Here is a 13,399-nt window from a genome sequence, read left to right on the forward strand (position 1 = left end):
GTATGCGTAGCAAAGGCAAAAAGGAAATCACATGATTGCCCAGGAATTGGAAGTCAGCCTCCACATGGCATTTGTGGAGGCGCGGCAGCAGCGCCACGAGTTCATCACCGTGGAGCATTTGCTGCTGGCCCTGCTGGACAATCCCAGCGCGGCGGAAGTGCTCCGTGCCTGCTCGGCCAACATCGACGACCTGCGCAAGTCCTTGTCCAACTTCATCAAGGACAACACACCCCAGGTCGCCGGCTCCGATGACGTCGATACACAGCCCACGCTGGGTTTCCAGCGCGTGATCCAGCGCGCCATCATGCATGTGCAGTCCACCGGCAACGGCAAGAAAGAAGTCACCGGCGCCAACGTGCTGGTCGCCATCTTCGGCGAAAAGGACTCGCACGCCGTCTACTACCTGCACCAGCAGGGCGTGACGCGCCTGGACGTGGTCAACTTCATCGCCCACGGCATCAAGAAGAGTGATCCGCCCGAGCCTGCCAAGGGTGGCGAGGCCTCCTCCAGCGAGGCTGAAGAGGGCGGCGAGAAGAACGAAAAGGCTTCTCCGCTGGAACAGTTCACGCAGAACCTGAACCAGGCGGCCAAGGACGGCAAGATCGACCCGCTGATCGGCCGTGAGTACGAGGTCGAGCGCGTCATCCAGATCCTGTGCCGCCGGCGCAAGAACAACCCGCTGCTGGTGGGCGAGGCCGGTGTCGGCAAGACCGCCATCGCCGAGGGCCTGGCCTGGCGCATCGTCCAGAAGGAAGTCCCCGAGATCCTGGCCGAGTCCAACGTCTACTCGCTGGACATGGGCGCGCTGCTGGCCGGCACCAAGTACCGCGGCGATTTCGAGCAGCGCCTCAAGGGCGTTCTCAAGTCGCTCAAGGACAAGCCCAACGCCATCCTGTTCATCGACGAGATCCACACCCTGATCGGCGCCGGCGCGGCGTCGGGCGGCACGCTGGACGCGTCCAACCTGCTCAAGCCGGCCCTGTCCTCGGGCCAGCTCAAGTGCATCGGCGCGACCACCTTCACCGAGTACCGCGGCATCTTCGAGAAGGACGCGGCCCTGTCACGGCGCTTCCAGAAGGTCGACGTGGTCGAGCCGACGGTGCAGGAGACCGTGGACATCCTCAAGGGCCTGAAGTCGCGCTTCGAGGAACACCATGGCGTCAAGTACGCCGTGGCCGCCTTGCAGGCCGCCGCCGAGCTCAGCGCCAAGTACATCAACGACCGGCATCTGCCGGACAAGGCCATCGACGTGATCGACGAGGCCGGCGCCGCCCAGCGCATCCTGCCGGTGAGCAAGCGCAAGAAGACCATCACCAAGGCCGAGGTCGAGGAGATCGTCGCCAAGATCGCCCGCATTCCACCGGCCAACGTCTCCAACGACGACCGCGGCAAGCTGCAGACGCTCGAGCGTGACCTCAAGAGCGTCGTGTTTGGCCAGGACAAAGCCCTGGAAGTGCTGGCCGGCGCCGTGAAGATGGCGCGCTCGGGCCTGGGCCGGGGCGACAAGCCGATCGGCAGCTTCCTGTTCTCCGGCCCCACAGGTGTCGGCAAGACCGAAGCGGCCAAGCAGCTGGCCTACATCATGGGCATCGACCTGATCCGCTTCGACATGTCCGAGTACATGGAGCGCCATGCCGTCTCGCGCCTGATCGGCGCGCCGCCCGGCTACGTCGGTTTCGACCAGGGCGGCCTGCTGACCGAGGCCGTCACCAAGAAGCCGCACTGCGTGCTGCTGCTCGACGAAATCGAGAAGGCCCACCCGGACATCTTCAACGTGCTGCTGCAGGTGATGGACCACGGCACGCTGACGGACAACAACGGGCGCAAGGCCGACTTCCGCAACGTCATCATCATCATGACGACCAACGCGGGCGCCGAGACCATGAACAAGGCGAGCATAGGCTTCACCAACCCGCGCGAAGCGGGCGACGAGCTGGCCGACATCAAGCGCCTGTTCACGCCGGAGTTCCGCAACCGCCTGGACGCCACGGTGAGTTTCAAGGCGCTGGACGAGACCATCATCCTGCGGGTGGTCGACAAGTTCCTGCTGCAGCTGGAAACCCAGCTGGCCGAGAAGAAGGTGGAAGTGACCTTCACCGACAAGTTGCGCAAGCACCTGGCCAAGAAGGGCTTTGACCCGCTGATGGGCGCGCGGCCGATGCAGCGCCTCATCCAGGACACGATCCGCCGGGCCCTGGCCGACGAACTTCTGTTCGGCCGCCTGACCGACGGCGGTCGCCTGACGGTGGACGTCGAGGTCAAGACCGATGAGAAGGGCGTGGAAACGTCGGAAGTCCTGCTGGACATCCAGCCCCTGCCCAAGAAGGAAGGCCGGGCCAAGCCGGAGCCGGAAGAAATCTCCAGCGACTGAGCCTGACCTGCACCTGACCGGGAAAGGCTGCCATTGCTGGCAGCCTTTTTTACTTGCGCTTGACACGCATGGCGGCCCAGAGGGTGCAAACTGCGGACCATGAATGCCGCCGCTATTGCATTGAACCGCTTCGGCCTCGGAGCCCGGCCGGAGGATGCCGTGCCGGCTGAGCCGCGCGGCTGGCTGCTCAGCCAGTTTCAACGCTACGCGGCGGTGTCGCCGGGCTGGGCGGCGCAACAGAATGCGCCAGCGTTGTTGGCGCTCTACAGGGAGCGACAGAGCGCCGTCGACAAAGCCGGCGCGGACCGCAGGCCGATGGCGATCAAGGCGCTGGAAGACGCGGTCCGTTCGGTCTACGTCGCTGCCGTCGCGGCCCGCGTGGGCGTGGCGATGGACACGCCGGCGCCATTCGTCGAACGCCTGGTTCATTTCTGGGCCAACCATTTCGCCTTGTCGGCCGACAAGGCGCGCTTTGTTGCCATTCTGACGGGCGCCTTCGAGGCCGAGGCCATCCGACCACATGTTCTGGCCCGTTTCGAAGACCTGCTGCTGGCGGTGGTGCGCCACCCGGCCATGCTGGCGTACCTGGACCAGACCCGCTCCATCGGCCCGAACAGCCAGCTGGGCGAGCGCACAGCACAGGGCAAGCCCTCTCAACGCCGCGGACTCAACGAGAACCTGGCGCGTGAAATCATGGAATTGCACACCCTTGGTGTGCGCAGCGGCTATACCCAGGCCGACGTGACGGAACTCGCCCGCGCGCTCACAGGTTGGGGCACCGAAGGTCCGCCCGTCAACGGCGCCGAGAAGCCGATGGATGAGGGCGACGGGTTCGCTTTCCGCCTCACCCAGCACGAACCCGGCGCGCGCAAGCTGCTGGGAAAAAGCTATCCGGAAGGTGGCCAGGCCCAGGCTGAGGCCATCCTCAAGGACCTGGCGGCCGCGCCGGCGACGGCCCGCCACATCGCCACCAAGCTGGCGCGCCACTTCGTCGCCGACCAGCCGCCACCGGCCTTGGTGGACCGTCTGACCGATACCTTTTTGCGCAGTGGCGGCGACCTGCCCGCGGTCTACCGTGCGCTGATTGCTTCGCCCGAGGCCTGGGGCGCCGAAGCCCGCAAATTCAAGACGCCGTGGGAGTGGGGCGTGTCCAGCCTTCGCGCCCTGAATGCGCGCGAGTTGGGGGGCCCTCAACTGGTCTCGCTGATGCAACAGCTCGGTCAGCCGGTGTGGCGCCCCGGCTCGCCGGCTGGGTACGAGGACATCGCCGCCAATTGGGCTGCCCCCGATGCCCTGCTGCGGCGCGTGGAAGTAGCGCAGCGCTTCGCCGCGCAGGCAGACGTCGGGATCGACGCCCGCAACCTGGGACCGCGGGTGCTGCCCGGTGCGCTCAGCGAGGCCACGGCACAGGCCGTGGCAGGTTCCGAAAGCCCGGCCAGCGGACTCGCGCTGCTGCTGGTCTCGCCCGAATTCCTCAGGAGGTAGCCATGCTCACCACACGACGCAGCTTCCTTGCCGCCAGTGGCCTGGTTCTGGCCGCACCGCAGCTGGCCCTGGCCCAGGCCGCCACCGAACGCCGCTTCGTCTTCGTCATCCAGCGTGGCGCTGCCGACGGCCTGAACACTGTCATCCCGTATGCCGATCCGCACTATGCGCACCTGCGCGGTGCGCTGGCCATCGATCCGGCGACGGCGACACGGCTGGACGGCAGCTTTGCCCTGCACCCGGCGCTGGTGGAGACCCGAAAGCTGTTCACCGCGGGCGAGGCCCTGTTCCTGCACGCGGTGGCTTCGCCCTACCGCAACCGCTCGCACTTCGACGGCCAGAACGTGTTGGAAACCGGCGGCGCTTCGCCATACCAGCTCAAGGACGGCTGGCTGAACCGGCTGGTGGCGCTGCTGCCCCAGGGCGACCGGGAGGCCATCGCCTTCGCGCCCACCATCCCGGCGGCGTTGCGTGGCGCGGCGCAGGTGAGTTCCTATGCGCCGTCGTCGCTACCGCAAGCCAGCGACGACCTGCTGCTGCGCGTGCAGCAGCTGTATGCGGCTGACCCGCAGTTGCACGCCCTGTGGTCAGCGGCGCTGGAAGCGCGCGGCTTGGCCAGAATGGCTGGGGCCGGCCCGCGCCGGGACGCCGCCAGCCTGGGCAAGCTGGCCGCCGGTTTCCTGACCCAGCCCAAGGGCCCGCGCATCGCCATGATTGAAACTGATGGCTGGGACACGCACAGCAGCCAGAACAACCGGCTGGCGGCACAACTGAAGAACCTGGACGCCATGCTGGCGGCGCTGCGCGATGGCTTTGGCCCACACTGGAACCAGACCGTGGTGCTGGTGGCAACCGAGTTCGGCCGCACGGCCGCCGTCAACGGCACAGGCGGCACCGACCACGGTACCGGCTCGGCCGCCATGCTGCTGGGCGGGGCGGTGCAAGGCGGCCGCGTGATCGCCGACTGGCCGGGCCTGGGGCCATCTGCGCTGTACCAGGGGCGCGACCTCCAACCCACTCTGGCGCTGGACCAGTTGCTGGCCACCGCGGCTGCCGAATGCTTCGGCCTGGAGTCGCAGCGCCTGGCCCAGGCCCTGTTCCCGCAGATGGCAAAGGCGGCGCCGCTGCCGCCACTTCTGCGCACTGCCAGCGCCTGATCGCTCTGTTTTTGATAGCGGCTCAGGTCCATTGGACGGGGGCTAGCCCTCTTTTTTCCTTCGAAAACCTGGGGCTCAGGGGGCGCGGCCGGCCAGCGCCGCCCGGCCGGCAAACCCCGCCGGGGCGCCCGGCCGCGACTCGATGCGCAGGGCCTCGTTCCATTTGGCCATGCGCTCCGAGCGCGCAAAGGAACCGACCTTGAGCTGGCCCGCGTTCCAGCCGGTGGCCAGGTGCACGATGGCCACGTCCTCGGTCTCGCCCGAGCGCGCCGAGACGATGCTGGCGTAGCCGGCGGCCCGGGCCGCGTCGAGCGCGGCGCGCGTCTCGGTCACGGTGCCGGCCTGGTTGGGTTTGATCAGCGCGCAGTTGCAGGCGCCGATGGCCGCTGCCTGGCGCACGCGCTGCGCATTCGTCACCAGGTAGTCGTCGCCCACCACCTGCACGCGGTCGCCGGCGGCGCGGGTGAAGGCCACCAGGCCGGCCTCGTCGTCCTCGGCCAATGGGTCCTCGATCGACACGATGGGGTAGCGCTCCAGCCAGCGCAGCAGGCGTTCGCACAGGCCGTCGGAGTCCAGCTCCTGGTTCTCCAGCGCCAGCCGGTAGCGGCCCTTGCTGCCGAATTCGGAGGCGGCGATGTCCAGCGCGATGGCGACCTCGCTGCCCGGTGTGTAGCCGGCCTTCTCGATGGCCTGGACCAGGGTGTCCAGCGCCTCCTCGTTGCGCGCGAAATTGGGCCACCAGCCGCCTTCGTCGGCCACGCCGGCCAGGGCACCGCGCGCCGCCATGATCTCGCCGGCCGCCCGGTAGACCTCGGCCGTCATCTCCAGCGCCTGGGCAAACGAGCTGGCGCCGGTGGCGATGACCATGAAGTCCTGCACGTCGACGCGCCGGCCCGCATGGGCGCCGCCGCCGAAGATCTGGATCTGCGGCAGCGGCAATTGCACCGTCCGGCCCTGGGCCAGGTACTGCCAAAGAGGTTGACGCGCCTGCGCCGCCGCGGCGTGCAGCACGGCCAGGGAGGTGGCGACCAGGGCATTGCCGCCCAGCCGCGTCTTGGTCGGCGTGCCGTCCAGCGCGATCAGGGCGGCGTCGATGCCGGCCTGGTCGCTCACATCGCGTCCCACCAGCAGCGGCGCGATTTCGCGCTCTATCCCTGCCAGGGCCCGTTGCACGTCGCGGCCACCGAAGGCGCTGCCGCCGTCGCGCAGTTCCACCGCCTCGCGCGTGCCCATGGAGGCGCCGGCCGGGGCGATGCCGCTGCCCGATGTGCCGTCCTCATTCGTCACTTCCACTTCCACCGTGGGCCGGCCGCGCGAATCCCAGATGCGGCGGGCGTTGAGGCTCTTGATCTTCATGCTGCAAATTCCCTGGCCCAGCGGGCCGCGATGGTTTCGAGTGTGGTGGGCGCGTCCTGCAGCAGAGTGATGGCTGCGGCGCGCACGGCATCGCGCTGCGGCGCGCCCAGGTATTCGGCCGGCGATTTGCCGTCCACCCGCGCCAGCGTCAGGCCGGGCAGCAAGGTGGCGACGCGTGTTTCCAGCGCAGCCGGCGGCTCCCAGCCCACATGGGCGAAGTAGGCCTGGTGGAAGGCCCGGTAGGCATCCATCAGCACGGCGCCGTGCTGCGGCAGGTGGGCGGTCTTGAGCAGGAAGTGGTTCAGGCAGAAGGCGATGTCGAAGGCCGGGTCGCCGAACCAGGCGCACTCTGCGTCCAGCAGCACCGGGCCTTGCGGGCCGAGCAGGATGTTCTTGGGGCTGACGTCACCGTGCACCAGCACCCGGCGCGTCGCCGCCGTGCGCTCCACGGTGGCCAGCAGGCCGGCCGCCAGCGCGGGATGGACGCGCGCCGTCTCCACCAGGTAGGGCTCCAGGCGGATGGCATGGAAGTTGGCGTCGGTGGCAAAGCGCGCGGCCAGCGCCGCATCGTCGGCCGTGGCCGCATGGATGCGTCCCAGCACATCGCCCACCGCCTGCGCCGTGGCCACGTCGACGTTCCCGGCCAGCATGTCGGCCTTCCAGTTGCGGTACTCAGTGCCGAGGAAGGGCATGACGAAACTCTTGCTGGCTTCGTCCTGGCCCAGCACGCGCGGCACATGGCCGGGCGCGATGCGGTCCACAGCCTGCAGCCAGGCGATCTCATGGAAGACGCGCTCGACCGGCACCTTCCATTCCTTGGCGACCTTCAATTGGGGCAGGGCCTGCTTCAGGCAGTAGCGGCCGCTGGCCAGGTCGACGCGGTAGATGCCCGAGGAGACGCCACCGGTCAGGGCCGTGGCCTGCACATCCTCATCGGCGCTGGCCAGGCCCAGCGCCACGAAGATGCGGCGCAGCGCTGCGGCGTCCTGGGAAAGGTCAACATAGGCCATCGGGGCCGATTATGGGAGGGCCGCGCGCAGCGCCGGCGCCACCAGGCCGGCGCCGGTGAGCAGCAGCAGCACGCAGACCAGCTTGCGGATGGCCAACGGCGACCAGGCTGGCGGATGGCGGCGCAGCAGCCAGGTCAGGCCCATGACCAGGGGCGCAGCCAGCAGGGACAACATCAGCGCGTTGCGGCTGAAGCCGCCGGCGGGAACGACCAGCAGCAGGCGCATCACGCCGCCCACGGCCAGGGTGGCGACCAGGGTCTCGCGGATCGCGAGCAGGGCCAGGGGCTGGCGGTAGAACTGCCAGACCAGGGGCGGGCCGGAGCTGGCGAACATGCCGCCCAGCACACCCGAGAGCAGGCCGGTGGCGGCAAAGGACAGGCGCGGGGAGCGCTGCGCCAGCGCTTCGCTGCGCAGAAACACCACCAGGGCGCAGCCGATCACGGTCAGTCCCAGCAGCACGCGCAGCAGCGCCACCACGTTGGTGCTCAACCACCCCAACAGCAGCACGCCGGCCACGACGCCCAGCAGACTGCCCATCGACGTGTCGCGCAGCATCTGCAGATCGATCCACTTGCGCGCGCCTCGCAGGGCGACAAAGGCGCTGGCCAGCGACAGCACGGTGGCGACGTTGACCGCATCGGGCAGCGGCGCCAGCTCGAACACGCCGGCCAGGCCCACCAGGATGAGGGCGAAGGCAAAGCCGGTGAGGCTTTGCGCCGCCGTGGCCAGGGCGACGACGGCAAGAAACAGGAGGGTGGGCAGCAAGGCCATGGTCAGCCCGCTATTTTGCCGCCCTCCTAGAATTTGCCCATGAGCGCATCCTCCCCATCCCAACTCAAAGTCGCAGTCATGGGCGCCGGCGCCGTCGGCTGCTACTACGGCGGCATGCTGGCCCGTGCCGGCCACGCCGTCACCCTGATTGCGCGACCCCAGCACGTGCAGGCCATCGAGGCCGCCGGCCTGCGCATGGAGACAAAGACCTTCGACGAGCAGCTGCGCCTGGCAGCCAGCAGCGAGCCGTCTGCCGTGCAGGGCGCCGACCTGGTGCTGTTTTGCGTCAAGTCCACCGACACCGAGGCTGCCGGCGCGCAGATCCTGCCTTTCCTGGCGCCGGACACCCTGGTGTTGTGCCTGCAAAACGGTGTGGACAATGCCGACCGCCTGCGCGGCGTGTTGCCGCAGCATGCCGTGGCGGCCGCCGTGGTCTATGTGGCCACCGAGATGGCCGGTCCCGGCCACGTCAAACACCACGGCCGCGGCGAGCTGGTGATCGAGCCTGCCGCGCGCAGCCGGGCCGTCGCCCAGGCCCTGGAGGCCGCCGGCGTGCCCACCGAGATCTCGGACAATGTGCGCGGCGCCCTGTGGGCCAAGCTGGTCCTCAACTGCGCCTACAACGCCGTCTCGGCCATCGCCCAGCGGCCTTACGGCGAGAACGTGCAGGGCGAGGGCATCCTGGAAGTGATGGGCGACGTGGTGGCGGAATGCCTGGCCGTGGCCGCGGCCGAAGGCGTCACCCTCCCCGGCGATGTGCATGCCGCTGTGCGCAAGATCGCGCAGACCATGCCCAGCCAGTTTTCGTCCACGGCGCAGGACCTGGCGCGCGGCAAGCGCAGCGAGATCGACTACCTCAATGGCCTGATCGTGCGCCGTGGCCAGGCGCTGGGCATCGCCACGCCGGCCAACCGCGTGCTCTGGGCCCTGGTCAAACTGGTCGAGAGCAAGCCGCGGGTCTGAGCCCGCGGCGGCAAGGCCTTATTCCGGCGTGATGCCGATGGCCTTGACGATGCCGCCCCAGCGCTCGCGCTCCGAGCGCATGAAGGCGTCGAAACCAGCGGTCGTCTGGCTGGGCTCGGGGATGGAGCCCAGGGCCAGCAGGCGCTGAACCACCTCGGGCTTTTGCATCAGGGCCTCGAGGTCGCGGTTGACGCGCTGCACCACGTCGGCAGGTGTGCCCGCCGGCGCGAACAGGCCATTCCAGCCCGTGTATTCGAAGCCCTTGAAGGTGTCGCCCAGCGGCGGCACCGCCGGCAGGGCGGCCAGGCGCTCGGCCGAGCTCACGGCCAGGGCCTTCATCTGGCCCGCCTTCAGGTAGACCATCAACGCCGCTTCGGGCAGGCAGATCAGCTGCACGCGTCCACCCAGCACGTCCTGGATGGCATCGGGCGCCTTGGTGTAAGGCACATGGGTGAGCTTGATGCCGGCCATGGAGGCGACCGAATCGGCCAGCATGCCCGAGAAGGTCTTGGGCCCCTCGGTGCCGATGGCGATCTTGCCGGGGCTGGCCTTGGCCTGGGCGATCAGGTCGGCCATGTCCTTGACCGGGAAGTTCGCCGCCGCGGCCAGCACGAAGGGGCTGCGCCCGATCAGGCGCACCGGCACGAAGTCCTTGGCGGCGTCGTAGGGCAGGGTCTTGAAGGTGAAGGCGTTGGTCACCATCGCTGCCGTCGTGGCGTAGTAGAAGCTGTAGCCGTCGGGCGACGAGCGCGCCGCCGCCTGGGCGCCGATCACGTTCTGGCCGCCGGGCCGGTTGTCGATGACGATGGGCTGGCTCCAGCCGCGCGCCAGCTGGTCGGCGACATAGCGCGCCAGGATGTCCGGCCCCGAGCCCGCGGGCTGGGACAGTATCCATTTGACCGGGCGCTCCGGCCAGGCTTGCGCCCTGGCGAACTGGGGCGCTCCGGCGGCCAGCAGCAGGCCGGCCTGGGTGAAGGTTCTGCGTTTCATGTCTTGTCTCCTGGCTGTCGTTGTTGTGAAAGCGTTTCCAGCTGCTTTTGCAAAGTGGCCGCGTCCTGGGCCACGCCCCAGACGTAGTGGTCGGGCCGCACGATGGCGGCCGTGCAGCCCTGCTGCGCGAACCAGCGGGCGGCGACGCCCTCGGCCTCGTTGAAGTCGGGCGTGCCGATCCGCACGGTCCGCAGGTCCTGCGTTGCAGGCGGCGCCGTGCCGTCCAGCGTCACCAGGCGCCAGCCGCGGCCGGCCAGTTCGTCCATGCGGTGCTTGCGGCCACCGCGCAGGATCCAGGGTTGCGGGAAGATGCTGCCGACGGCGGCATGGGCCAGGGGCGACAGCAGGCCGGCGGCCAGCGCCGGCTGCACGCTCTGGCGCGGCTGCGACTTCACCGTGCCGCCGCACTCTTCGAGCAGCCTGGCATCGCGCGCCCGCGCCTTGTCCAGGTCGCGCTGGCCCACCAGCTGGCCGATGTCCTTGATGCGCGTGGTCAGGGCCGTGACATGGTCCTTGCGCTCGGTCCCATAGCTGTCCAGCAGCGCATTGCCGGCCTGGCCGCGCAGCACGGCGTCGAGCTTCCAGGCCAGGTTGGCGACGTCGCGGATCCCCTGGCACATGCCCTGGCCCAGGAAGGGCGGCTGCTGGTGGGCGGCATCGCCGGCCACGAAGACGCGGCCCGCGCGCCAGCGGTCCGCCACCAGGGCGTGGAAGCGGTAGCTGGCCTGGCGCCACAGCACGGCGTCTTCCGGCGTGATCCAGCGTGACAGCAGCTTCCAGGTGCCTTCCGGCGTGGCCACTTCCTTGGGATCCTCGCCCTCGTTGATCGAGATCTCCCAGCGCCTGTGGTTGTTGGGGCCGACCAGGTAGGTGCAGGGCCGCTGCGGCTCGCAGATCTGCATGCTGACCTTGGGCAGCTTGGCCAGGCCTTGTTCATTGGCCAGCACGTCCACCACCAGCCAGGGCTGGTCGAAGCCCAGGTCTTCCAGGGCGATGCCGGCCAGGCCGCGCAGCGTGCTGGAGGCGCCGTCGCAGCCAATGGCATAGCGCGCGCGGACCTCGCGCTGCGTGCCGTCTTCCTCGGCCAGCTGCAGCCGCACCTGATCCGCGTCCTGCGCCATGCCGGTCAGCGTTGTGCCCAGGGCGATGTCCACGTTGGACAGGCTGGCGACGTGCTCGCGCACCACCTGTTCCACATGGGGCTGGCTGAACACCAGCGAAGGCGTGAAGCCCAGGGGGTAGGGCGGTTCCGCCGTGCTGAAGCGCTTGATCAGCTGGCCTTCGACGCCATAGAACTCCGAGGGCGTGAAAGGCTCGGTGAACTCCAGCACCTGCTCGGCGACGCCCAGCTGCTGGAACACCCGCATGATCTCGTGGTCCAGCGCGAAGGCGCGCGGCTTGTCGTAGACCTCGTGGCTGCGGTCGCAGACAAAGACCCGCAAGCCCATGCCGCCCAGCAGGCCCGCGGCCACCGCGCCCGAAGGGCCGAAACCGGCAATGGCAACGTCGTACACGCCCTGCGCCATCTCAGCCCTCGTCGCGGATGGGATTGGAGAGCAGGCCGACTTTCTCGATCTCGATCTCGATGGTGTCGCCGTGCTTCATCCACACCGGCGGCGTGCGGGCCTGGCCCACGCCGGCCGGCGTGCCCATGACGATCACGTCACCGGGCTCGAGCGTCATGCACTCGGTCAGCAGCTTGATGGTCTCGGCCACGCCCCAGATCATGTCGGTGGTGTTGGCGTCCTGCATGATCTTGCCGTTGAGGCGGCTCTGGATGCGCAAGCCGGTCGCACCGGGCGCCAGCTCGTCGGCTGTCACCACCACCGGGCCGAAGCCACCGGTGGCGTCGAAGTTCTTGCCTATGGTCCACTGCGGCGTCTTCTTCTGGTAGTCACGCACCGACATGTCGTTGAAGACGCTGTAGCCGAAGACGCAATCGAGTGCCTCGTCCTGACTCAGATGCTTGACCTTCTTCCCAATGATCACCGCCATCTCGGCCTCGTAGTCGAAGCGCTCCGACACGCGCGGCCGCAGGCCGGCTTGGCCATGGGCGACCAGCGAGGAGGCGCCGCGGTAGAAGAACCAGGGGTACTCGGGCTTTTCGCGGCCTCCTTCCTTGGCGTGGTCGTAGTAGTTCAGGCCCAGGCAGACGATCTTGCCCGGCTTGAGCACGGGGACGGCCAGTTCCAGGCCGGCCAGCGGCAGGCGCGCCGAGCCCGAGGCCAGGGCTGCCTTGGCGGCGGCCAGCACGTCCACGCTTTGCTCCAGCGCGGCGCCCAGGTCGGAAGCCGCAACGTCGACGACATTGTCGCCATCGAGCACGCCCAGGCGCACGGCGCCCTGTTGGCGGTAAGTCACCAGTTTCATGAATCAATCTCCTTGGTAATTGGCAAATGCAATCTGTTTCTGGGCTTCTTTGAGGCGCGCCGAAGGCGCGGCCGAGATGCCCCAGTGGTCGACCCGTCCGGCCGGCCACTTCCAGTCCTCGGGGCCGCGCACCGGGTAGGCGTCGTCGATCTGCTCGACGTCGGCCGTGTACTCGATGACGAAGCCGGCCGGGCCGACGAAGTAGTTGAAGCTGTTGTTGCCGGGGCCATGGCGGCCGGGGCCCCATTCGATGCCGTAGCCCGCGTCCTTCATGCGGCCGCCGCCGCGCATCACTGCCTCCAGGTCGGGCATGACGAAGGCGATGTGGTTCAGGCAGTCGTTGTCGGCGTCCGCCAGGGCGATGCTGTGGTGGTCGCCGCGCGGCTGCGTCGGAATGCGGATGAAGGCCATGATGCGCGTGCGGTCCGACAGCCGCATGCCCAGGGCGTTCTCGTAGAAGGGCAGGGCCTGGGCCACGTCGTGGCTGTTAAGCACCGCATGGGCCAGGCGGATGGGGCTGTCCTTGTGCGACGCGGTATCGGCGTGGCGGGCATCGCCGGTGACGATGCGCAGCACGCGGCCCTGGGGGTCGCGCACGATGATGGCCTCTCCGCCGCCGGGTTCGCTGACGCTGTGGCGGGGCTTGAGCACGCTGCCGCCGTGGGTCGGCACGACGTCCAGCAGTTGGTCCAGCTCACGCAGCGAGGGTGCGCGCAGCGTCACCATGCGCAGCTCTGGCTTGTCCGCGGGGTGCAGGGCCAGCAGGTGGTGGTCGGCGCCCGTGCCGCGCAGGTAGACCACCTCGCCCTGGCGCGCTGCCACGCGCAGGTTCCAGGTGCCGGTGAAAAAGGCTTCGGCGGCGGCGACGTCGGGCAGGCCGATCTCGACGCTGCGCAGGGAGGAGAGAAACGGAGTTGCCATGAGAG

The 13,399-nt window shown here is 68.8% G+C and carries 11 protein-coding genes; 4 read left to right on the forward strand and 7 right to left on the reverse strand.

Features of this window, described 5'->3' with window-relative positions:
* Positions 1-31: 31 nt before the first annotated feature.
* The 3 genes from clpA to Q0632_RS11785 all read left to right on the forward strand — a co-directional run bounded on the left by clpA (position 32) and on the right by Q0632_RS11785 (position 5,013).
* Positions 32-2,371: an ATP-dependent Clp protease ATP-binding subunit ClpA gene (clpA, locus tag Q0632_RS11775; RefSeq protein WP_298929427.1), complete on the forward strand. Its 2,340-nt coding sequence runs from the start codon at positions 32-34 to the stop codon at positions 2,369-2,371.
* A 99-nt stretch (positions 2,372-2,470) separates the two neighbouring features.
* Positions 2,471-3,856 carry a DUF1800 domain-containing protein gene (locus tag Q0632_RS11780; protein WP_298929432.1) on the forward strand — a complete coding sequence of 462 codons (1,386 nt, stop codon included), beginning with the start codon at positions 2,471-2,473 and terminating at the stop codon, positions 3,854-3,856.
* A 2-nt stretch (positions 3,857-3,858) separates the two neighbouring features.
* Positions 3,859-5,013 (forward strand): DUF1501 domain-containing protein, encoded by a 1,155-nt coding sequence (locus tag Q0632_RS11785; protein WP_298929436.1) that lies wholly within the window; start codon positions 3,859-3,861, stop codon positions 5,011-5,013.
* A gap of 75 nt (positions 5,014-5,088) precedes the next feature.
* On the opposite strand, the gene eno is transcribed toward Q0632_RS11785, so the two are convergent.
* The 3 genes from eno to Q0632_RS11800 are packed head-to-tail and all read right to left on the reverse strand — an operon-like array spanning position 5,089 to position 8,150.
* Complete coding sequence (gene eno / locus Q0632_RS11790) at positions 5,089-6,369, reverse strand: phosphopyruvate hydratase (RefSeq protein WP_298929442.1); 1,281 nt, start codon at positions 6,367-6,369, stop codon at positions 5,089-5,091.
* Positions 6,366-7,379, reverse strand: coding sequence for an aminoglycoside phosphotransferase family protein (locus tag Q0632_RS11795; protein ID WP_298929448.1), 1,014 nt, complete (start codon positions 7,377-7,379; stop codon positions 6,366-6,368). The genes eno and Q0632_RS11795 overlap by 4 nt, the downstream gene beginning before the upstream one ends.
* A gap of 9 nt (positions 7,380-7,388) precedes the next feature.
* Positions 7,389-8,150 (reverse strand): TSUP family transporter, encoded by a 762-nt coding sequence (locus tag Q0632_RS11800; protein WP_298929453.1) that lies wholly within the window; start codon positions 8,148-8,150, stop codon positions 7,389-7,391.
* A gap of 39 nt (positions 8,151-8,189) precedes the next feature.
* Here Q0632_RS11800 and Q0632_RS11805 point away from each other — a divergent pair, with 39 nt between their 5' ends.
* Positions 8,190-9,113 (forward strand): 2-dehydropantoate 2-reductase, encoded by a 924-nt coding sequence (locus Q0632_RS11805; RefSeq protein WP_298929458.1) that lies wholly within the window; start codon positions 8,190-8,192, stop codon positions 9,111-9,113.
* Positions 9,114-9,131: 18 nt separating this feature from the next.
* Here the strand turns inward: Q0632_RS11805 and Q0632_RS11810 are convergent, their stop codons facing one another.
* Genes Q0632_RS11810 through Q0632_RS11825 form a run of 4 tightly spaced genes read right to left on the reverse strand, consistent with a single transcriptional unit; the run spans position 9,132 to position 13,394 of the window.
* On the reverse strand, positions 9,132-10,103 hold the full coding sequence (locus tag Q0632_RS11810) for a tripartite tricarboxylate transporter substrate binding protein (protein ID WP_298929464.1): 972 nt from the start codon (positions 10,101-10,103) through the stop codon (positions 9,132-9,134).
* Entirely contained in the window at positions 10,100-11,629 is a 1,530-nt protein-coding gene (locus Q0632_RS11815; protein WP_298929469.1) for a bifunctional 3-(3-hydroxy-phenyl)propionate/3-hydroxycinnamic acid hydroxylase, read from the reverse strand. Before Q0632_RS11815 ends, Q0632_RS11810 begins: the two co-directional genes overlap by 4 nt.
* Position 11,630: 1 nt before the next feature.
* On the reverse strand, positions 11,631-12,473 hold the full coding sequence (locus Q0632_RS11820; protein WP_298929476.1) for a fumarylacetoacetate hydrolase family protein: 843 nt from the start codon (positions 12,471-12,473) through the stop codon (positions 11,631-11,633).
* Between the two features lie 3 nt (positions 12,474-12,476).
* On the reverse strand, positions 12,477-13,394 hold the full coding sequence (locus Q0632_RS11825) for a VOC family protein (protein ID WP_298929481.1): 918 nt from the start codon (positions 13,392-13,394) through the stop codon (positions 12,477-12,479).
* Positions 13,395-13,399 lie beyond the last annotated feature (5 nt).

Source organism: uncultured Ramlibacter sp. (assembly GCF_936925435.1).
Classification (GTDB): Bacteria; Pseudomonadota; Gammaproteobacteria; order Burkholderiales; family Burkholderiaceae_C; genus Ramlibacter.